A 20312-nucleotide genomic window follows, 5' to 3' on the forward strand; every position below is an offset into this window, starting at 1 on the left:
AAATATCAACATTATAACATACCAATCTCGTTAGTGCGTTTAGTTTTCGTTAATAAGTGATAGACAATGGACAAGAAAAGCCTAAGCTGACCGTCTCTTATCACTCCACAAGAAAACCAGGCTTGACCCCAAGCCTGGCTCTCCCATCAAATCTATTTCAACAGTTTTTGTTCGGACAATACGCGCATTTTTCATGGCCCTCAATTCGGTAATATAAACAGCATGTCACCCGTTTATAAGGATTCATGGATGCCGGAACACTTTTTTCCCCAATGAATCGTTTAAAGGGGGAATGCGTTTCAATATTCAGCCATACTCCATCTTCTAGCAGCATTTCAATGTCCTTTTCAACTCGCGTCTTTATATCTGTCTGATTCAATAACTCACTATACATCCATACCGTATAACTCCAAATATTTTCCCAGAGTACTAGTTTCGATATTTTAGCAGTTCCGGAAAAGAAGCGGATGGCATCAGCACCAAAGCTGCTTAATATGGAATGGAGGGCAGAAGGGCTTTCCATTTCCGTGACATTGCTCCACCTGTTAGTTTTCAGCAAAAAACTCGGGAGCCAATGTTCATCTTCCGGATCATCCAAAACGCCAATGTCCTGAAGTTTGCCTTCCCAGATAAGCCTATGTTTGCTGAACATGTAAAGTTGTGCCGTGACAAAAAAAGCATAGCGTCTGAACCACATTGAAATTGCTATCCCTGACGTTTCTGCCCCAGTCCGGGCTTGTGCATACTGAATAAGCTCATCAGCATGATTGAAGGACTTGGAAACTTTGGCTTCATCTCGAAAGGATATGCGATATCCTTGCAGCTCTTTTTCGATAGATGGTGTGAGGTTATGCATTGGCCAGCGCTTTTACCTGACTTTGAGCATAGCGGCCTTTACCAAACGGGATGCACATGGGACTGCCGAAAATTGGATCAAAGGAAACCTGACATTCCATGCTGAATACATGCTGTACCAATTCAGGCGTGACGATTTCCTCTGGCCGGCCTTGAGCATGTATCGCCCCATCTTTAAGTGCCACCAGATTATCCGCATAACGGCAAGCTAAATTCAAATCATGAAGCACCATCACAATCGTTCGGTTCTCAAACTCATTCAAGTCGAACAATAAGTCCAAAATCTCGATTTGATGGGTCATATCAAGATATGTAGTCGGTTCATCCAACAAAATGATGTCTGTATCCTGAGCCAACGTCATTGCTATCCATGCCCTTTGTTTCTGGCCACCCGATAATTCATCGACTGCCTGATCCTTTAAATCGGTCAGGTTCGTTGCTTCAATCGCCTTCTGAACTTTTTCTTCATCCATGGAACTCCACTGTTTCAACCAACTTTGATAAGGATATCTTCCTTGTTTAACAAGTTGATAGACTGTAAGGCCTTCAGGAGCAACCGGGGATTGTGGAAGAATCGCCATCTTTCTTGCTACATCCTTCGATGACATGGTTGAAATCGCTTTGCCTTCGAGCAAAACTGAGCCGGATTGAGGTTTTAACAATCGGGCAACCGACCTTAGCAGTGTTGATTTTCCACATCCATTAGCACCGATAAATACGGTGATCTCCCCTTTGGGTATTTCTATATTCATATCATTTATAATTAATTTATCACCATAACCGAGCGATAAAGACTGTGTGTTAATAGCTGGTCGCATTAAAATACTCCCCTTTTAGTCTAATAATACCAGTTTAATGAAAATGATTCTCACTGTCAATCTTAAAAAATAATATAAACCAAAAATTCCATGTTCCATTCCTCTTAAATGATTCATTAAAGTGAATACTCCTTTAAAGATATGAAGCTTCCTTTGGAAACATTAATGTAAAAAAATCAGCACATTATATTAACTTGCCATATGATTTACCACTTCCTGTAGCTTCCGAACGATTCAATGGTCCATTCTCCCCCTCCGCGCAATCCCTTTCGGAATTTCCAAACTCCATTTAGCGGAAAATAAAAAAAGCCCTCCATATGGAGAGCCTTTTAACCGACCAGCAGGCGATTTGTACAATGTTCCAGGGATTCATCCCTAATGAAGGTAAATAAATCCTGAACGATAAGAGGAATTAATCCTTCTGCAATATTCCATGCATTGACCTCTATTTGATAAAGGATTTCTGATTTTCCTGTTTTGTATAGCTCCTCACTAAGCACAGCAAGATCAGGGTCTAATGCGTGGCCCATCTCATGTGTGAGGATTACCCATGTATATTCCTCAAGCCTTGCAAGCGAACCTAGGGAGCGTTCACACTGAATTTCGATATCTCTCTCATATAAAGTGATGCTATGTCCGTTGGCAGAATATTTTCCCCCAACACATCGTTTACCAGGAAACTCCTTTTCGATGATTAACTCCAAAGAAGAATCATGGTGGCTTACAAACTCATTCATATTCAATGACTTCACTCTCTTTATTTATAGTTTAAAACCCATTATATTTCGGGGATATCAATTCATTCATATTTTGGCGCAATACGGGGCTGGATAGACGAATCACTTGATTTTCGCTAAAGTACTCCATTATATATCGGTGACATGTAAAAAATAATATTTGCCGCTTTTCCGAAACTTTTTTCAATAACTCGAGCATCCGTTTTGTCCTATCCGCATCAAAATTGACGAAACTATCATCAATGATGAGAGGGAATGTATCATTTTCAAAAGTATGATCAGCAAGTGCGAGTCTTAGGGAAACATAAATTTGCTCTGCTGTCCCGCGGCTGACCTCTTCAACCCTGAAACTCAAACCATCACTGCGCTGTACCCAAATTCCTTCTCCCGACTGATCAAGGATGATTTTACGATAGTTTCCATTCGTTAAAAAGGAAAAATGCCGCTCGGCATCAGTGATTACCTTCGGTAGGCGTTCCCTTTTATATCGGTCCAAGGTTTTATTCAATAAGCTTTTGGCTATTGCCAATTTCGCCCATTCCTTCGCCTCTTCGTTAAAAGCAGCTTTTTCTTCATAAAAACGATGAAGTAAGTCATCATAAATCCCTGAAACTTCAAGCTGTTTTATCTTATGCTTCGCATCCGCCTGTTTCTCTAATAAAAGTGATTTCACCTTTACAGAATCCTTCCGTTTCCGTTCTAAATTTTCAAATGTATACGTGTTGATCCCCTGTTTTAGGTAAGTTTGAATTTGTTCAGGCAGCATTCTGGATTGCCCAATTTGAATGGTAATCAAATCAAGCTGTTTTTGTAAAGTGATTTTCTTTTCGGACAATGCAGCGGCTTGCCTGAACTCTTCCTCGTCCTTGACCTTCGCTAACTTAAAAAGCATTTCCATTTCTGCATCAAGATAGCCCTTTTCCATCGTCAACTGCTCGATTTCGTTCGTCAAACGACTCCGTTCCTGCATCCATTGTGTTAGTTGAACAGAGAATTCAACCGCTTTATTCATTTCCCGTTTCAATATGCCAATCGCTTCCCGCCATGTGGATGGTTCAAAATTAAGGCTGTGTGCAAAATGAAATAAAGCCTTCGATTTACCCTCAAATTCTGCATGCAGAAAATTGTGCCTCTTGATTGTTTCATATTTCCTATCAACGGCTTCCTTCCATTTCTCAAGAAGTTCAAATACAGATTCAAGATTGATTTCCATTCCGGGATAAGACAAACCCCAACCACTTAAGATGCTCCTCACTTCATTATCCAATCGGTCCCTGCTAGCTTCCCAAGTAGCATACTCCTGAATGGTCGATTCAAACGCTTCCTCTCTTTCTTCATATTTAAACCTTTCACTTTCAAACCGCCTTTGAAGACGTTGGTCCAGTTCAAGCAACCGTCCCATCGACTCTCCTTCACTCACTTTATTGGTTTCACTCCCAATTGCAGCCCTTTTCCTTTTCATCTCATCCAATTGCCTGATATATCCGGACAGTATATCATCACCTTTAAAGAGATAACTGGAAACCGCAAACAGAACAGACACGACTAGAAGTGTAATCCCCAACAAAATCTGTTCACTGAAATAACTTCCGATCGCACCTAAACAAAGAAGTATTATTAAACTGCCATTCATGATAAGTGAACGTTTTCGATTATGCGCTTCCTTCTTCCTCTGTATTGCCAATTGTTTTTCAAGTTCGAGTATTTGTTCATCAAGAATAAGGGATTGTGCTGCTTCAAATTCGATGTTATTCTGCTTGTTGTATAAGGACTCCAGCTCGATTCTTTTTTCATCTGGCAGTAACTGGGCCTTTATCTCCTTCAAGCGGGCTTCTGTCGTTTCCAGACTTTCCTTTTGCAGTCCATATTTCTCATCAAGCTGTTTTTTATCATTTTGGAGCTGATGCTTTTCCCTCTCGGCCCTTTTCACCTTTTCCTTCATGAATGTACTGATATCCCGTTTTCTTATTTCATCATCGGAAACATCCAAGAATAATTCCTGCTTCACCTTTTCGATATTCTTTTCTTCCGACAGCCTTTCGTGTTCCGCTGTTCTTATATCCAGCTCGAGCTTCTCCAGCAATGTTCCTTGATCGATTGCCTGTTCAATTTGCTCTTTATGCTCCTTGATGAACGGATTGATTTCGATTTCCTTGAGTTTTCCTTCAAGTTTGTCCATTTTCTCTGTCAATGCGGCAAGTTGGGCTTTCATTGGCATTCCAACCGCCTGTAACTGTTCAAGTCTTTTTAAGCCATCAACAGGAAAACTTACATCCGGAATTTTACTTATTTCTGTTTCAAGTTCCCCCTGTTCTTCAACCAAGGGTTTAATTCGCAAAAAAGTACTCACGTTAACAAGGTTTTCTTCAATCTCTTGAATATCTTCCGTGACCTTAGAGAGCTCCTCCTTAAGTTTTGCCTCTTCCTGAAGTAATGCCGTATATGACTGCTGTTCTTTTTCTGATGCTTTCACCTTTTTCTGCGATTCCTTAAGTTCTTTTAATCTCACATTCAGTAAAGGTTTTTGGCCTGATGGCTTGAACCTTGAATCGAGCTCTTTTTGCAATTTCGTTTCGGCTTCAAGAAGTTTATCATTCCCAATCAGCCCGGCTGAAAGCAGATATTTACTCATGGTCCCTTCACTTAGTGTATGTAAGCCCTGCAGACCTTGAAGGTCGAAAGAAAAAATGGCTTGGTAATAGTTTTTATCAACACCATGGAGAATCTCATTCAATTCTTCCTCGCCTCCGACCCTTCCATCCTCGAAGGTCAATTTTACATCACCAGTAGCTTTTCCCTTCACACGTTCAATAACGATTTCCCCATCTTTTTTTGTTATGAGACTGAGCCTTCCCCCATATTTGGCATGCATTTTGGGCTCGTAACGCGGTTCGTTTTGAACCTTTGTCGGAAATCCAAATAGCATACTATGAATGAAGGACATGATGGTTGACTTGCCCGATTCATTTTCCCCAAAGAAAATCTGCAGCTGTCCCATTTCAGGAAACCGCTGATTTTCCAGTTTGCCGTAACCATAAACATGGAGGTCTTTAATAATCAAATCCGTTCCTCCTTCCTAGACTCATTTATTCGCTTCAAAAACTTGCAAAAGCCATCTTTCCGCTTCATCCAAAAGTTCCCTCTCCTCTTCCGGCTCTATTGAATCAAGAAACCTTCTTGCACCCGGATGAATATAAAGCGGGGCCAGAGCATCCTCCGTGTCATCAAATTCAGAAGCAAGCCTGGATACCTCAGCCATAAATGGCGATATTCTTTCATTTGACCTAATCATCGGCATGGACTGGATGACTTTGATTTTATACACCCAGACAAATGATTCCCCTTGGTCCTCTTCCTGCAAGATCCGGGTCAATTCTTCAAGATATTCCCCGGAAGCTCCTGCTGCGTCACCTGCATCCAGCTTCAATTCCAAAAGAAAGCTCCTCCCATCGAAACCCTTCTGTTCAATTACTTCCTTGCATTGCTTGAACAGGGCATCAAATCCACCTTCCGCGGATATTTCAATTGTTTCGCTTTCCCATATCACCTCAGAGGTTTCAATAAAAGAATGACGCTTCATGTCCCCGTCGAATTCGACAAGCAAGCACCCTTTAACGCCAGACTCCTTTCTGTTCCTGCCTTGAATATTTCCTGGGTATATCACTAGCGGATCCTCTGAAACCACCTGATGTTTATGAATATGGCCTAATGCCCAGTAATCGAAATCTTTAGCAGCTAGTTCCTTCAATGAAAAAGGGGCGTATGGGCTATGTTCCGAATTGCCTTCCAAATTCCCATGAAGTAGACCTATATGATAATCGGCCCCTTCAGCTTTTATGTAGGTTTCGATCATTCTCTCCCTTACGTGACGGCGTGGATAACTGAATCCATAAAGGTGGACAGTCGTCCCATCGATTTTTTCAAACCGTTTCACTTCGGTTTGCCCTGAAAATACGTGGACATTATCCGGCAGCTCCACAGTAATCCATGAGCCGCTAAGATGGTCATGGTTACCATGAATGATATAAGCAGGGATCTGATGTTGCTGGAGTTTTTCCATTTCGGTTCGAAAGCGGACCTGTGTCCGGAGACTCCGGTTTTCCCCATCGAATAGATCCCCCGATAACACGATAAAGTCAACCTGAAGGGAAATTGCTTCATTAATGATAGTTTGAAAAGCTTTAAATGGACTTTCCCTTAATTCCTTTAATATAGATGACGGCATATCCTTCAACCCTGAAAAGGGACTATCCAAATGGAGATCCGCCGCATGAATGAACTTCACACCGCTCAAAAGTATCACCTCGATTTCTATCAACATTTCACGTTTAATTTTAACACGAACAGAACATACTTTCCCATACATTATTATTTTAATACGGCATCATGGTACCCAGATATTCCAGTATTGGCAAATTCAGCAAGAAAAAGACCGAATGGCGTGAACATTGTTTCATGCACGGCATTCGGTCTTTTTCATCATTTAAAAATATCCATACTTAAATAGCGTTCACCATTATCCGGTGCAATGCATAATACTCGTTTTCCACTTCCAAGACGACGGGCTTCCTGCAGGGCAGTCCAGACAGAGGCACCTCCTGAAGGTCCAATCAATATCCCTTCCTTCGAAGCCAGGTCCTTCATGGTGGAAATCGCATCTTCATCAGCCGCTTGTACGATTTCATCAAATACCTCTGTATTTAAAATGTTTGGGATAAAACCAGGGCTCGTACCCACTAACTTATGAGGACCAGGCTTTCCGCCGGAAAGAACCGGGGAACCCTTAGGCTCGACAACGACAACCCTTAAATCCGGCAGATGTTCTTTTAAGGCTTCACCTGTACCGGTTATCGTTCCTCCCGTTCCAGCAGTAGCGATAAACACATCCAGGTTTCCATCCATCTGATCTAGAATCTCGACTGCTGTCGTCACTCTGTGAATATCAGGATTGGCTTGGTTTTCGAATTGCTGCGGAATAAAGCTATTAGGAATCTTTGCGGCAAGTTCCTCAGCTTTACGAATGGCTCCCGGCATCCTCTCTGATGCAGGGGTAAGGACAACTTCCGCTCCGTATGCCTTTAAGATATTGATTCTTTCTTTCGACATATTATCCGGCATGACCATAATGGCCCTATACCCCTTTGCTGCAGCATTCATAGCAAGCCCAATACCTGTATTCCCTGATGTTGGTTCTATGATCGTGGCCCCGGATTGAATGATTCCATCCAATTCAGCCTGCCTAATTAAGTTGAAGGCAGCCCGATCTTTCACGCTTCGGCTTGGATTGAAATATTCAAGTTTCACAAATACTTCAGCGTCACCCTCCGCTGTTAAATGATTAATCCTTACAACAGGTGTATCTCCTATCAATTCAGTGATATTATTAACGATTTTTACCGTCATTCAAAAAATCCCCCTTCGATCCATACACTTCCTACATGCACTTTTACTCAGGTTTATTATATCATTTATGATTTTTCATTTTAAAGAGAGAATTCCTCTAGTATAAATGGGTTTTGTTTTCATTCTTTCCAAACTTAAAGGAAAAAAACTATGAAGTTAGTTCGGTATAGTTATTTTCCATCATTTTTGAAGATATTCAGCCACTTATCAATATTCCCAGTCTTAATACATTTCCCTCACATAACAATAGTCAAAATTGACTGATAATGATAAAATTTTTATAACAGTACCTATCTTTAGAAAAAAGACAGTATTATTTTGACAAGGGAGTTTTTGAAAATGAGCAGAATATACAAATTAACCGTTTTTGAACCGTCAGGGGAAAAACTATTGGATGAATCATTTACAGCCGAGAATGATGAACAAGCAAAAGAATTGGGACAAAACCTATTGAAGGAAAAAAACTATCAAGATCAAACACATCGCTGTACATCACCTTCAGGCGCTTTATTGCTTTTTCATCGCTGATTAAAAATGGAAGCGCAATCACTAAAAATATCAAGTTTTCCGTATCTTCCTTTTTAATCTATATAGAAAAGCCGTCACAATAACGTGACGACCTCAAACTGTAGACAAACTCGATGAAAATCGAGTTTGTCTACAGTTTTTTTATGGCTTGTACAATTTGGACGTTGATTTCCGTTCCAGGCACTCGCTTTCCGCGGGCAGTCCGCCCGCGGCTTGCCCTGCGGGGTCTCGCACCTTCCTCTCCCATCAACTTTGTTATAGACTTTAGATAGAAACCATACCCGAGGAGTTGAAGGTGTTGCTTTGGGGTCAGACGGTTCAGGAACATCAATTGATGAAAGATACGTTTTCCGAAGGCTACAAACTGAGGCCGTCACTAGAAAAGAGACGGCCTTTCTCATTCATTTTCCGATGAAGTTCGGTTTTCTTTTTTCCACGAAAGCTCTTATTCCCTCTTGGTGATCCGCTGTTTGACGCATTTTCATCTGAGCAGCTTTTTCAATCTCAAGCATCTTAATTAATAGTGGGCGATTTTTTTCACTAAGGATCTTTTTTGTTTTAATCATGGCCTGTACCGGACTTTGCAGCCACGCTTGCACTTTCTTCTCTACCGCATGTTCCAAGGTTCCGTCTGCCACTTCATGAATGAGGCCCTTTTCTTTTGCTTCAAGCGCTGTAAGCACTTTACCTTCCCAGATCAACTCTTTAGCACCCACTTCACCTAGACGACGCTCAAGGAAGAAGTGTCCGCCGCCATCAGGGATTAATCCAATTCCGATAAAATTCATAGCAATCTTACTTTCCGAATCGGCAATAAGATGATCGGTTGCAAGAGCTATACTCAACCCAAGCCCTGCAGCTGCACCATGAATGGCACTGATGGTCAATTTAGGCATGAAGTATAGAGTGGTCACCAATTCACTGATTCCATCCATCAGTTCATCGAAAGCGTTTTCTTTTCCAGGCGAGAGCATCATCTTAATGTCACCACCAGCGGAAAATGCTTTCCCATTCCCTTTTAAAATGACGACGTCCACTTCTTCATTCTCACTTACCTCCTTAAGGGCATAAATAAAATCATGCAGCATTTGCGGATTTAGAGAATTCATTGCCTCTGGACGGTTCATTGCAACAGTAGCCGTCCGGTCCAAATATGTGACTAAAACAGTGCCTGCAGGTGATGTCGATTCAATACTCAATTTATTTCCTCCTCTATCGTCCTATGACTCTATTATATATTTTTTATTATTTATCAGAATAGGGCGAAAAGTTATAATTAGACAAATATAACATTATTTCTTGATATATTTATCCTGAAGCTGATCACGCAAAGCCCTTTTCAAGAACTTTCCAACACCCGTTTTCGGAATATCATCCAAAAAGACCACTTCATCCGGCAGCCACCATTTTGCAAACTGCGGCTTTAAAAATTCGATGATGTCCTCCTGGGACACTTGCCCCTGGTATGCGTCCTTCAAAACAACACAGGCAATCGGCCGTTCCTGCCATTTTTCGTGAGGCACTGCGATTACCGCCGCCTCAAAGATTCCTTCATGGGCCATTAATGCATTCTCTATATCTACGGAAGAAATCCACTCACCGCCGCTTTTTATCAAGTCCTTAGTCCGGTCGACGATTTTCACGAATCCTTCTTCATCAATCGTGACAACATCCCCCGTATACAGCCAGCCATCTTTAAAGGTATCCTCTGACCGCTCATCCTTAAAATACTCATTTGCTATCCAAGGACCCCTGATCAGCAATTCGCCCATTTCTTTTCCATCAGGTTTCACTTCGCCATCCTGACCGATCACTTTAATTTCTATCATTGGCGAAACAAGGCCCTGCTTGGCCTTCAACTCATAAAGTTCTTCTTCAGGAAGGTCTTCCTGATAGCTTTTTGGTTTGGATACAAATACGAGCGGGCTTGTTTCAGTCATTCCATAGGCATGCAGGAATGGTATCCCATACTTTTGTTCAAAGGTTTTAATCATGCTTTTCGGAGCAGCCGACCCTCCGCATAAAACAGCACGAATGCTGCTCGTATCATGGCTGCCTTCTTCTAGCTCCTTCAATAAGCCCAGCCATATCGTCGGAACGCCTGCTGCGATTGTAACCTTCTCCGTTTCTATAAACTCAGCCAAAATCTTTGGGGTGAAGTAGGGTCCCGGCAAAACCATCTTCGTTCCAAACCAAACACTGGCAAAAGGCATTCCCCAGGCATTCACGTGAAACATGGGAACGACAGGAAGGGCCACATCACGTTCACTTAATGCTGTAGAATCGGCAAGCCCCAATGCAATCGCATGCAACAAAATTCCGCGATGTGAATAAACCACACCTTTTGGATTTCCGGTCGTGGCGGAAGTATAACATATGCCTGCAGGTGCATTTTCATCCAAGTTTTGAATGAATGGCTGTTTCGGATTCCCATCGGCTAATAGTTTTTCATAATGATAAATAGGTGAAAGGGTCGTTTCAGGCAGCTCATCTTTATCCGTCATTATGATATAACCTTCCACTGTCGTTAACTCATCTTTAATTGCTTCCAAAAGGGGGATGACATCCGGGTCTATCAATAATAATCGATCCTCCGCACTATTGACGATATAAGAAACATGTTGAGGAGACAGACGCATATTGATTGTATGTAGGACAGCACCATGACAAGGAATCGCAAAATAAGCTTCTAAATGCCGATGATGATTCCAGGCAAGTGTTCCAATACGGTCACCTGTTTGAATACCGAATTTTTCAAGATTACTGGTCAGCCTTCTTGTACGCTCAGCAATCTCAGCATATGTAAATGTGTGAATTCCACCATCCGTACGCGAAACTACCTCTTTCTTCGGAAAATATTTTTCAGCTCTCTCAATGATTTGAGTCATGATCAATGGAGTATCCATCATTACAATCTCCCCCTTATTTTAAAAGCATGCTCATTATATATTCGACCAGAAAAAAAATAATCCTTTTTCCCTAGGATCCTTTTACGATTATTTTGGATCCACTCCAGGCACTCGCTTTCTGTGGGCGGTACGCCCTCGGCGCTCTTTGCGCCTGTAGGGACCTTGTTTTAAAATTTAGATAGAAACCCTTTTGTCTACAAAGGGGGTTCGGAAGATTTTAAACAAGACTAGGTTACACTTTATGGTTTTTTTCTTTTTTATGAAACCCTCACTAGTTTGAAGAAATTTGCGACGATCCTGCCGAATAACTGGCTAGCCAAGACCACACAGACGCTTGCGGCGAGGAGGCGCTTGGCAGACGGCGGCGGAAAGGGAGCGGATTTCTGAAATCAATAGGCAAACTCGTATGAAAATGTCTCCGGTAAATACCGAAGTCATTTAATTAGGAGGTAATCTGATATTTTATTTTTAAACCAAATTTATTGGTGCAGTTCCATGAAATATTTTTTATGTTTCTTTCTAGAAAAAAGAGGAAATAGTAAAGATACAATTATATTTAGAGGGAGCTCATTTATGGTAAACAAAATAAACGAAGAACTAGAAGCTTATTGCGCGAGTGAATATTCAAAGCTATCACGGGTGATCGTCTGTGAACCTCGTCATATGGAGATCCGGGAGATCATTAACGAAACCCAAAAAGAGTTTCAAGAAGAAAATATCGATCAGGCACTTGCCTTGAAGCAGCACGCCCAATTTATAAAGGCTCTTGAACATGAAGGGATTGAAGTCATAAAACTTCCGCCACAATTTACATATCCAGAACAAGTCTTTACCAGAGATATCGGTTTCACTCTTGGCAATACCGTTTACGTTGCTGAGTTGGCAACAGGTATCAGGCAGGGTGAAGAACAAATATTGAAATCCTGGCTTGAAACGAATGGTATCTCATTTTTCAACCTCCTCAAAAATCATATTGAGGGCGGGGATGTCCTTATTGACGGAAAGACCATCTATATTGGAATCAGTGAAAGAACGGATGAAACATCCGTCAAGCATCTTCAAACCCTATTACCGGAATACGATATCATCGCGGTTCCTTTCATTGAAACATTCCTTCATTTAGATTGTGTTTTCAATATCATATCACCGACAGAGGCGCTTATTTTTCCAGAGTCCTTTACAAAAAAAGAGATGGATTTATTAGCCTCACGTTATGACATGATTGAAGTGACTAAAGAAGAACAATTCACATTAGGAACCAATGTGCTTTCGATTGGGAATAAAAAATTATTCAGTCTTCCGTGTAATAAACAGGTAAATAGTGAGCTTCGTAAACGCGGATACGAAGTCATCGAAGTCGATATAAGCGAAATCATCAAGTCCGGCGGCTCTTTTCGTTGCTGCACAATGCCACTATTGAGGACAACGAATAAGAAGACTGATTCAGCCTGAGCAGAATGAAAGAAACCAGGTGTTATCAAACATTAATGTTAAATGTTGCAGCTTGTCGACAAAAGGGTGTTCGGAATTGTCTTATCCCGAACTACGGTTAAGACCAGGATATACTTTTCACGGATTTTACTATTTTATGAAACCCTCACTGGATTTGTAGAAATTTGCGACACTCCTGCCGAAAAACTGGCTAGCCGAGACCCCACAGACGCTTGCGGCGAGGAGGCTCGGCAGACAGTCGGCGGAAAGGGAGCGGATTTCTGAAAACAACTGGAGCTTTTTCTTAAAAGGCAAAAAACTGTAGGCAAACTCGCATTGTTCGAATTTATCTACAGTCTGGAACATTAATGTGTAATGTTGATTTTTCTAAAAACAAATGGAACTCTTATGTGATCACTTTATTTTTTGGGAAATCACGTATCTGTTAGTGGAACAGGAAGGATTAATGGTTTAGTTCTTTTTTAATGCCTCGATTCCAAAGGTGTCTACATTAAATAACTTTGTTGATATTCGGGCTCATAAGAGTTCTAAATGCAATAAAAAAATGCTTGTCTGGCGGTTTCCTGAAAGTACAAGTCCTGCCTTTCTCCTCCTTTTAATTAGTGGAGCAGTGTTAATAAAATTTCAGAATCCTTTCTATTTAACTGTACATACTGGCTATGTTCATCCTTCGTCAATTCTACAATATTTTCATCAGTATTAACCCAAACATAATATACAGCTATTTTACCTTCGCTTTTTTCATCATTAAAATAAAAGATGAAGTCCGCCTTAGAATGATCCTTCTCCAATGCGAATTCTTCCCAATCAGCATTTTTTACTATTTCTTTTGTTTTTTCTGTTCTTTTTATTTCTATCTTTTCTTTATATGCTTCGAATTTGTAGTTTTTCCCTTCAAATTTTTGAATGGAAATATGTTCTTGCTTTGTTGTACAACCTGCAGTTAACGTTATTGCTAATAGGCTAAGTGCAAGCAGGAATAATTTCCTTTTCATTAAATGCCACCTCCTCATACCTGGATGGATTAATTATCCAATATATTTCATTATACTAGTCCATCCAAAAGAGTAATAGGAATGTTTATCGATTTATTAGCAGCAAAAAAACCCTCAAGCTTTTGGCTTGAGAGTTCCTGACCCTGGTATTCCTTCAACCAAACCAAACTGAAAATAGTTCCTCGTTGATACCCAGATTGTACATATAATAGATTCCGAAAACCGTGCTTATCACACCTGTCAATCGGATGAGTGAACGATTGACTTTTTTGGAAGAAGAACTTGTGACAAAGGGGATGCTTAAAATCGTAGTGAACAGAAGCATGCCTATACAAGTACCTACACCAAATATGATAATGTAGATTGCCCCCTGCCACGCTGCATCTATCGTACTCATAGTAAGCAGGACCATTGCAGCACTGCCGGCAAGTCCATGGACGATTCCCACTAACATCGATTTTAGATAGGTAGCCCGTCCTGTATGGTCATGCTGCTCCGTTTGCTTCCAAGAAAAAATCGTCGTGATACCTAAATATACCAACATGATTCCCACAACAAATTCCAATGACATTGCCCAAGCTTCCGGAATTTCGTTTTTCAAAAGAATCAGGATGACACCGAACACCAAAAGAGTAAGTGTATGCCCGATTCCCCAAAATACGCCTGCAAGTGAAGATTTCCATATTTTCTTGCTTTGGCTCGCAATCGTAGAAACGGCAATGATATGATCGGGTTCCAGGGCATGCTTTATGCCTAATGCAAATCCAATCGCTAAAACCAGCAATAAACTCATTTCCATAAACCCCCTCCTTTCCCTTTGCTAATATTTACGATAAAAGATTGCATCCTCCCGCAGGACCCTCCTTCGGAAGAGATCCTCACAAACAGAAAATACCTTTTCTATCTGTTGAGTTTGATTTGCTAATATCCGCAGTATCAAACCACGTATTGGCAGCCGGGAAAAACCTATTCTAACATTGCTTCTTAACGGGGAAAGCATTTCATCCAGTTCGTTAATGATTTCCCCGTCCACCTCTTCATGTATCAATAATAATGAGCCAAAATGACTGTATCCTTCCAATAAGAGCACAGAGTCCATCTCGTCTGAAGGATTCAGAAGCAAGTGGTCCATTATAAGCCTTTTACCATCATGGAACACGTTTAGTTTGGAGCGGATCCAATCATATGTAAATTCCGTCTTACTTTCTGACCATCCCGGTGTAAATATATCCGTCAGCAACAATCCCGCTCCACTTTCCATATGTATCGTCATATTCTGAATATATCGAGCAGATTCATAGGCAATTATAGGGTCCTGCACATAGGTAAGAAAACTCCTTTTTTTTAATACCAGCTCGGTTTCCTGCAATGCCGGCTCCCCCATCGTTTTGTATACCTTTGTCGCCGACTGTGTCGTCAACGTCATTGTAGCCCCTTCTTCCAAACAAAAGAGCTGATGGTACCTGTCCCCTCCTACATAGCCGCCCCCAACATGAATGAGAAAATAGGTCGGTGAAAATTCATCAAGAAACACAGGACGGGACAATTTGAATGCCCCGTCATAATAAGTATCCTTCACTATTGTACGATCATTTTTCATTACCGCTTTTAAGCGAATGCTGCCTGTCCAGTTCACTGCTCAAGTCCTATAAGAAATGCCTCTGACTTTATCCAGTTCACGACATCAGTCAATCCCTTTTCGTCTTTTAAATTAGTAAAAAAGAAAGGTTTATCCCCTCGGGTCGTTAATGTATCCCTCTCCATCACTTCCAGACTTGCTCCTACATACGGGGCCAAGTCCGTTTTATTAATGATGAATAAATCCGATTTAATCATTCCCTGGCCACCTTTCCGGGGGATTTTCTCCCCTTGTGCGACATCAATGATATAGATGGAAAAGTCAACGAGTTCAGGGCTGAAGGTCGCCGCTAAATTATCACCGCCGCTTTCCACAAAAATCAAATCCAGTTCCGGATGGAGTTCCATCAATTCATCAATAGCTGCAAAATTCATCGAAGCGTCCTCACGTATAGCTGTATGTGGACAGCCGCCGGTTTCCACGCCGATGATACGATTTTCAGGAAGCACACCATTTTTCATTAAAAACAAGGCATCTTCCTTTGTATATATATCATTCGTTACGACTGCCATGCTGAAGCCATTTTCCATTACCCGCGTCAACTTCTCGACAAGCATCGTTTTTCCGGCACCAACCGGGCCGCCTACACCTATTTTGACTACTTGCTTCATCATTATCGATTTACCCTCTAAATAGGGCAAACCTGTCACCTCTTTTCTGGTTAACTCATAAATAGTCTTACATGTAATTGCTCATGTCTCATTTGTGCGATTTCCAACCCCGGCAGTGTCCGTCCGAGTTCACCCTCCGGAAGTCCTTTAATGAATGCAACAGCTGTCTGGATAACATCATGTGTCCATAATAACAAGGATTGTCCCGCAGTCTGACCCAAAGGGATTCCTCTTACTGCATTTTGGATCAGTGAGGAAACGGCTGCATACAAACAGGCATGAATGGCCATTTCTACGGTAAGGTTCAGTTCGGTGCAAACAAGCGCAAATACGATTGCCGGATGTCCGTAGCATTGTTTTGCTTGGATTTTCTTCAAGTATGCCGATAATTCTTTTGATGGATATAATTTCGAGCATAGTTTAGCCATCTGCTGCCCAATTCTTTTTGAAGCCTCTCTGGATTCCCGGGCTGAACAGGCAGCATACAGCTTCTCATCCAGATCCCATATTCCTTCAGCCCCATGACTTCTTATCAATTCATAAGCAAGCCGGCACCCCAGTCCATCTGAATAGGTTAATGATTTTGAAATGTATACCTTCAAAAACTCCTTTAGAGAAGCGGCATCATGTATTTTCTCTTCTTGAATGTATGTCTCCATCCCGAATGAATGGGAGAACGACCCAGATGGAAAATTGGAATCACAAAGCTGGATCAACGGAAACAAACGTTCAATCATGTGAATGGCCGATGTGACGGAATGCCTGCTTCACCTTTCTCTTTTCACGGCGAAACGGTATATCCATTTCCATCAAAAGCTCTTCCACCAGATAATCATATTGAACAAGCATTTTATCCCCATCAAATTGGGCAGGTAGATGGCGATTTCCCAATTGATGCGCTATATCGCCCATCTGCCCTAGAGTTGTAGGCAAGATCGTCAAAATATCGTCATCTATCGTATGGATCACGATCATATTATTTTCATCCATATAAAGGATGTCCCCATCCAGCAAATCCTTATTTTCTTTAAGGCGAATCCCAATTTCATTTCCATGATCCGTTTTAACCCTCAGTATCCGTTTTCTTAATGAATCGCTTTCCAGATAAACCTTTTCGATATGTTTCGCTTTTTTTTCAATAAACTCTATGTTTCCCAATACTTCTTCAACTATCATGCTATCACCTCAGAATAAAAAATATCGTTGCGCCATCGGCAGGATTTCCGCTGGCTCACACGTAATTAAATCACCATCAACCGTCACTTCATATGTTTGCGGATCAACTTCCAAAACGGGTGTCTCCCCGTTTAACTTCATATCTTTTTTTGTAAGATTGCGAATGTTCGAGACAGTCTTCACTATTTTTTTCAAACCCAGGTCTTCATGAATTCCCGCTTCATATGACGCTTTTGATAGGAACGTGATCGACGTACTCGCAACGGCTTTTCCAAAACTGGCGAACATCGGGCGGTATAACACAGGTTGAGGTGTTGGAATCGAAGCATTAGGATCTCCCATCATACTGTGCGCAATCATGCCCCCTTTTAGGATCATGTCCGGTTTGACACCGAAAAAAGCAGGATCCCATAGCACAAGGTCAGCGAATTTCCCTTCTTCCACAGATCCGACGACATCAGAGATTCCATGTGTGATTGCAGGATTTATCGTATATTTGGCAACATAACGCTTAACGCGGAAATTGTCCCCTTCCCCTGCCTCCTCCATCATTTTCCCACGCTGTTTTTTCATCTTATCGGCTGTCTGCCATGTCCGCATTATAACTTCACCTACACGCCCCATCGCTTGGGAATCGGAGCTGATCATGCTGAAGACGCCCAGGTCATGCAGAATGTCTTCAGCTGCAATCGTCTCTTTTCTAATCCGGGAATCGGCAAAAGCGATATCTTCGGGTACGGATGGATCCAAATGATGGCATACCATCAGCATATCCAAATGCTCTTCCAACGTATTGATCGTATATGGACGGGTAGGGTTCGTCGAGGACGGAAGAATATTCGGATAACTAGCCGCCTTGATGATATCAGGGGCATGCCCACCGCCGGCCCCTTCGGTATGATAAGTATGAATGACACGGCCGCCGATCGCTTTGATCGTATCCTCGACGAAACCACCTTCATTAAGCGTGTCGGAATGTATCGCCACTTGAACATCGTATTCATCTGCCACCATTAAACTTGTATCGATCGCTGCAGCCGTCGTACCCCAATCTTCATGTAATTTCAGCCCAATCGCGCCAGCTTCTATTTGTTCAGCAAGCGGTTCTTTAGCCGAGGAATTGCCTTTGCCTAAAAAACCGAGGTTCATAGGGAAATGTTCTGCCGCTTCGAGCATTTTATGTATATTCCAAGCTCCCGGAGTACACGTCGTAGCGTTCGTTCCCGTAGCAGGTCCGGTTCCCCCACCAATCATTGTCGTGATTCCGCTTGAAAGTGCAGTCTCGATTTGCTGCGGGGCAATGAAGTGGATATGGGCGTCAATACCTCCAGCAGTAACGATCTTTCCTTCCGCTGCAATTATTTCAGTAGCAGCTCCTATCACCATTGTCACACCATCCATCAATAGGGGATTTCCCGCTTTTCCGATAGCTGAAATATTTCCATTCTTCACGCCGATATCTGCTTTATAAATGCCAGTATAATCGATGATGATCGCGTTCGTGAAAACAAGATCCATCACCTCATCTCTTGAAGCGGTTGGATGTTGCCCCATACCATCACGGATCACTTTACCCCCGCCAAACTTCACTTCATCCCCGTACTTTGTAAAATCCTTTTCCACTTCTATGAAAAGCTCGGTATCTGCCAATCTAATTAAATCTCCTGTTGTCGGACCAAACATGTCGGCATATTGCTTACGTGACATTTCATGACTCATATTTTCACTCCTTATCAAGCGGACCATTCGTTTTATTGCTCAATCCATAAACTTCCCTCTTGCCGCTGAATGGGATCAATTCAATTTCCTTCGCATCCCCCGGCTCAAAACGGACAGCTGTGCCGGCAGGAATGTTCAGCCTTTTCCCAAAAGCATCCTCACGAGTGAACTCCAGTCCAGGATTCACTTCATAAAAGTGGAAGTGTGAGCCAATCTGTATCGGACGGTCTCCCCTGTTGATGACAGTCAAGAACGTGGCAATTTTATCCTCGTTACATACGACCGGTTCTTTTTTCAAGATATATTCACCGGGTATCATGGCTTCCCCCTCCTTACTGAATCGGATTATGAACAGTCACAAGCTTAGTACCGTCCGGGAATGTCGCCTCGACTTGAATATCATGAATAATCTCAGGAATCCCATCCATAACATCTTCACTTGAAAGAATCGTCCTGCCAAAATGCATCAGTTCCGATACTGATTTCCCATCCCTGGCCCCTTCGACAATTTCATAGGTAATCAAGGCAATGGATTCCGGATAGTTCAATTTCAAGCCGCGATCTTTTCGCCTTCTTGCCAAATCTGCCGCCACTACAACCATTAACTTTTCCTGTTCCCTTGCTGTTAAACGCATACCCTCTCTCCTTTTGCCAAACTATACCGCCAAATATTCCAATACTAGATCTGATGCAACTCTTCCGTTTCTTCAAGTGCACATACACACTTCAATTGCCAATATTCCGTTTCACTTTCGCGCCTTAACTTAACACAAATATGTAAGCTAACCTGACATTATTTTAATTATAATAAATCTTCTGACAATTACAACCCTTAAAATGAAATAAATTGTAAATTGATAAGCCTTCCCTTTTGAAAAGGCTTATCTAAAATTTGATAATATTGAATTATCCTTGCTATAATTTCATGAGATAGCGGTAAGAAAAAACAAGATTGAAAGGGGAATGTAAAATGAATTATGTTAAAAATCAACTGACAGCCATGCGCGGCAATCTTTTAAAAGAAATCGAGGGAATCAAGCCAGAGTTTATGGATGTGCAGCCTGAAGGATTTAATAATACAATCCATTGGCACATTGGACATGTCCTTACTACAGCGGAAAAATTTTTATTGAACTCCAACAGCAATTTACCAGCGAATTACGGCCAGCTATTCGGATATGGTTCAAAACCTGCCAACTGGACCGGGGATGTACCTACCGTTGAAGTTTTAAAGCAACAGTTGCATGAACAACTTGGTCGACTTCTTGAAATTCCGGAAGAACGATTGACAGAAAAAACGGCACAGCCTTTCAACGGAATGGAAACAGTGGGAGAATTCATTAATTTTGTAGTCTTGCATGAAACCAATCATATAGGCCAAATTCACGCAATGAAACTATTCATACAATCCAATAACTGAGATTAAGTAACTGTCACTCTGTTTTTCTTGAAAAAATGAGTGGCAGTTTT

20 protein-coding genes are annotated in these 20312 nt (G+C 41.7%); 3 read left to right on the forward strand and 17 right to left on the reverse strand.

All coding sequences use genetic code 11. From position 1 onward, the window contains the following. Nucleotides 1-157: 157 nt before the first annotated feature. The 6 genes from Q8G36_RS09600 to cysK form a co-directional block, all read right to left on the reverse strand. Nucleotides 158-856 (reverse strand): (2Fe-2S)-binding protein, encoded by a 699-nt coding sequence (locus tag Q8G36_RS09600; RefSeq protein WP_305159704.1) that lies wholly within the window; start codon nucleotides 854-856, stop codon nucleotides 158-160. After that, on the reverse strand, nucleotides 849-1673 hold the full coding sequence (locus Q8G36_RS09605) for an ABC transporter ATP-binding protein (RefSeq protein WP_305159703.1): 825 nt from the start codon (nucleotides 1671-1673) through the stop codon (nucleotides 849-851). The genes Q8G36_RS09600 and Q8G36_RS09605 overlap by 8 nt, the downstream gene beginning before the upstream one ends. Before the next feature lie 329 nt (nucleotides 1674-2002). Next, nucleotides 2003-2410 (reverse strand): hypothetical protein, encoded by a 408-nt coding sequence (locus Q8G36_RS09610; RefSeq protein WP_305159702.1) that lies wholly within the window; start codon nucleotides 2408-2410, stop codon nucleotides 2003-2005. Between the two features lie 31 nt (nucleotides 2411-2441). Beyond that, the gene (locus Q8G36_RS09615) at nucleotides 2442-5471 is read right to left on the reverse strand and encodes an ATP-binding protein (RefSeq protein ID WP_305159701.1); all 3030 of its coding nucleotides are present in this window, start codon (nucleotides 5469-5471) and stop codon (nucleotides 2442-2444) included. 21 nt (nucleotides 5472-5492) lie between these two features. Further along, complete coding sequence (locus Q8G36_RS09620; RefSeq protein ID WP_305159834.1) at nucleotides 5493-6695, reverse strand: metallophosphoesterase family protein; 1203 nt, start codon at nucleotides 6693-6695, stop codon at nucleotides 5493-5495. 194 nt (nucleotides 6696-6889) lie between these two features. After that, on the reverse strand, nucleotides 6890-7813 hold the full coding sequence (cysK, locus tag Q8G36_RS09625) for a cysteine synthase A (RefSeq protein ID WP_305159700.1): 924 nt from the start codon (nucleotides 7811-7813) through the stop codon (nucleotides 6890-6892). A 339-nt stretch (nucleotides 7814-8152) separates the two neighbouring features. Here cysK and Q8G36_RS09630 point away from each other — a divergent pair, with 339 nt between their 5' ends. Next, on the forward strand, nucleotides 8153-8341 hold the full coding sequence (locus Q8G36_RS09630) for a YhzD family protein (protein ID WP_048677954.1): 189 nt from the start codon (nucleotides 8153-8155) through the stop codon (nucleotides 8339-8341). A gap of 401 nt (nucleotides 8342-8742) precedes the next feature. Here the strand turns inward: Q8G36_RS09630 and Q8G36_RS09635 are convergent, their stop codons facing one another. Together Q8G36_RS09635 and Q8G36_RS09640 are read right to left on the reverse strand one after the other, a co-directional pair. After that, nucleotides 8743-9540: an enoyl-CoA hydratase gene (locus tag Q8G36_RS09635; RefSeq protein ID WP_305159698.1), complete on the reverse strand. Its 798-nt coding sequence runs from the start codon at nucleotides 9538-9540 to the stop codon at nucleotides 8743-8745. Between the two features lie 93 nt (nucleotides 9541-9633). Further along, entirely contained in the window at nucleotides 9634-11250 is a 1617-nt protein-coding gene (locus Q8G36_RS09640) for a long-chain fatty acid--CoA ligase (RefSeq protein ID WP_305159697.1), read from the reverse strand. 573 nt (nucleotides 11251-11823) lie between these two features. On the opposite strand from Q8G36_RS09640, the gene Q8G36_RS09645 reads away from it, so the two are divergent. Next, the gene (locus tag Q8G36_RS09645) at nucleotides 11824-12702 is read left to right on the forward strand and encodes a dimethylarginine dimethylaminohydrolase family protein (RefSeq protein WP_305159696.1); all 879 of its coding nucleotides are present in this window, start codon (nucleotides 11824-11826) and stop codon (nucleotides 12700-12702) included. A 599-nt stretch (nucleotides 12703-13301) separates the two neighbouring features. Here the strand turns inward: Q8G36_RS09645 and Q8G36_RS09650 are convergent. The 9 genes from Q8G36_RS09650 to Q8G36_RS09690 all read right to left on the reverse strand — a co-directional run bounded on the left by Q8G36_RS09650 (nucleotide 13302) and on the right by Q8G36_RS09690 (nucleotide 19477). Next, on the reverse strand, nucleotides 13302-13697 hold the full coding sequence (locus Q8G36_RS09650) for a hypothetical protein (RefSeq protein ID WP_305159695.1): 396 nt from the start codon (nucleotides 13695-13697) through the stop codon (nucleotides 13302-13304). Nucleotides 13698-13851: 154 nt separating this feature from the next. Further along, complete coding sequence (locus Q8G36_RS09655; RefSeq protein ID WP_305159694.1) at nucleotides 13852-14496, reverse strand: sulfite exporter TauE/SafE family protein; 645 nt, start codon at nucleotides 14494-14496, stop codon at nucleotides 13852-13854. Between the two features lie 21 nt (nucleotides 14497-14517). Then, nucleotides 14518-15333: an urease accessory protein UreD gene (locus tag Q8G36_RS09660; RefSeq protein ID WP_305159693.1), complete on the reverse strand. Its 816-nt coding sequence runs from the start codon at nucleotides 15331-15333 to the stop codon at nucleotides 14518-14520. Beyond that, nucleotides 15330-15950 (reverse strand): urease accessory protein UreG, encoded by a 621-nt coding sequence (ureG, locus tag Q8G36_RS09665; protein ID WP_370694028.1) that lies wholly within the window; start codon nucleotides 15948-15950, stop codon nucleotides 15330-15332. The genes Q8G36_RS09660 and ureG overlap by 4 nt, the downstream gene beginning before the upstream one ends. A gap of 47 nt (nucleotides 15951-15997) precedes the next feature. Beyond that, complete coding sequence (locus Q8G36_RS09670) at nucleotides 15998-16684, reverse strand: urease accessory protein UreF (protein WP_305159692.1); 687 nt, start codon at nucleotides 16682-16684, stop codon at nucleotides 15998-16000. Beyond that, complete coding sequence (gene ureE, locus Q8G36_RS09675) at nucleotides 16677-17123, reverse strand: urease accessory protein UreE (protein ID WP_305159691.1); 447 nt, start codon at nucleotides 17121-17123, stop codon at nucleotides 16677-16679. The genes Q8G36_RS09670 and ureE overlap by 8 nt, the downstream gene beginning before the upstream one ends. Before the next feature lie 9 nt (nucleotides 17124-17132). Then, nucleotides 17133-18842 (reverse strand): urease subunit alpha, encoded by a 1710-nt coding sequence (gene ureC, locus Q8G36_RS09680; protein WP_305159690.1) that lies wholly within the window; start codon nucleotides 18840-18842, stop codon nucleotides 17133-17135. Between the two features lie 4 nt (nucleotides 18843-18846). Further along, nucleotides 18847-19161, reverse strand: a complete 315-nt coding sequence (locus tag Q8G36_RS09685) for an urease subunit beta (protein ID WP_305159688.1) — start codon at nucleotides 19159-19161, stop codon at nucleotides 18847-18849. A 13-nt stretch (nucleotides 19162-19174) separates the two neighbouring features. Further along, a complete protein-coding gene (locus Q8G36_RS09690; RefSeq protein ID WP_305159687.1) occupies nucleotides 19175-19477 on the reverse strand; it encodes an urease subunit gamma in 303 nt (100 codons plus the stop codon). A gap of 335 nt (nucleotides 19478-19812) precedes the next feature. Here Q8G36_RS09690 and Q8G36_RS09695 point away from each other — a divergent pair, with 335 nt between their 5' ends. Continuing rightward, nucleotides 19813-20262 carry a DinB family protein gene (locus Q8G36_RS09695; protein WP_305159686.1) on the forward strand — a complete coding sequence of 150 codons (450 nt, stop codon included), beginning with the start codon at nucleotides 19813-19815 and terminating at the stop codon, nucleotides 20260-20262. Nucleotides 20263-20312 lie beyond the last annotated feature (50 nt).

Origin of the sequence: Peribacillus frigoritolerans, from assembly GCF_030676415.1 — a bacterium.
Lineage (GTDB): Bacteria > Bacillota > Bacilli > Bacillales > DSM-1321 > Peribacillus > Peribacillus frigoritolerans_A.

What these genes read in the sequence shown, in the direction of transcription:
- Q8G36_RS09600 (WP_305159704.1), bottom strand. Translation starts at nt 856, where the DNA reads ATGCATAACCTCACACCATCTATCGAAAAAGAGCTGCAAGGATATCGC.
- Q8G36_RS09605 (WP_305159703.1), bottom strand. Translation starts at nt 1,673, where the DNA reads ATGCGACCAGCTATTAACACACAGTCTTTATCGCTCGGTTATGGTGAT.
- Q8G36_RS09610 (WP_305159702.1), bottom strand. Translation starts at nt 2,410, where the DNA reads ATGAATGAGTTTGTAAGCCACCATGATTCTTCTTTGGAGTTAATCATC.
- cysK (WP_305159700.1), bottom strand. Translation starts at nt 7,813, where the DNA reads ATGACGGTAAAAATCGTTAATAATATCACTGAATTGATAGGAGATACA.
- Q8G36_RS09630 (WP_048677954.1), top strand. Translation starts at nt 8,153, where the DNA reads ATGAGCAGAATATACAAATTAACCGTTTTTGAACCGTCAGGGGAAAAA.
- Q8G36_RS09640 (WP_305159697.1), bottom strand. Translation starts at nt 11,250, where the DNA reads ATGATGGATACTCCATTGATCATGACTCAAATCATTGAGAGAGCTGAA.
- Q8G36_RS09645 (WP_305159696.1), top strand. Translation starts at nt 11,824, where the DNA reads ATGGTAAACAAAATAAACGAAGAACTAGAAGCTTATTGCGCGAGTGAA.
- Q8G36_RS09650 (WP_305159695.1), bottom strand. Translation starts at nt 13,697, where the DNA reads ATGAAAAGGAAATTATTCCTGCTTGCACTTAGCCTATTAGCAATAACG.
- Q8G36_RS09655 (WP_305159694.1), bottom strand. Translation starts at nt 14,496, where the DNA reads ATGGAAATGAGTTTATTGCTGGTTTTAGCGATTGGATTTGCATTAGGC.
- ureG (WP_370694028.1), bottom strand. Translation starts at nt 15,950, where the DNA reads ATGATGAAGCAAGTAGTCAAAATAGGTGTAGGCGGCCCGGTTGGTGCC.
- Q8G36_RS09670 (WP_305159692.1), bottom strand. Translation starts at nt 16,684, where the DNA reads ATGATTGAACGTTTGTTTCCGTTGATCCAGCTTTGTGATTCCAATTTT.
- ureE (WP_305159691.1), bottom strand. Translation starts at nt 17,123, where the DNA reads ATGATAGTTGAAGAAGTATTGGGAAACATAGAGTTTATTGAAAAAAAA.
- ureC (WP_305159690.1), bottom strand. Translation starts at nt 18,842, where the DNA reads ATGAGTCATGAAATGTCACGTAAGCAATATGCCGACATGTTTGGTCCG.
- Q8G36_RS09685 (WP_305159688.1), bottom strand. Translation starts at nt 19,161, where the DNA reads ATGATACCCGGTGAATATATCTTGAAAAAAGAACCGGTCGTATGTAAC.
- Q8G36_RS09690 (WP_305159687.1), bottom strand. Translation starts at nt 19,477, where the DNA reads ATGCGTTTAACAGCAAGGGAACAGGAAAAGTTAATGGTTGTAGTGGCG.
- Q8G36_RS09695 (WP_305159686.1), top strand. Translation starts at nt 19,813, where the DNA reads ATGAATTATGTTAAAAATCAACTGACAGCCATGCGCGGCAATCTTTTA.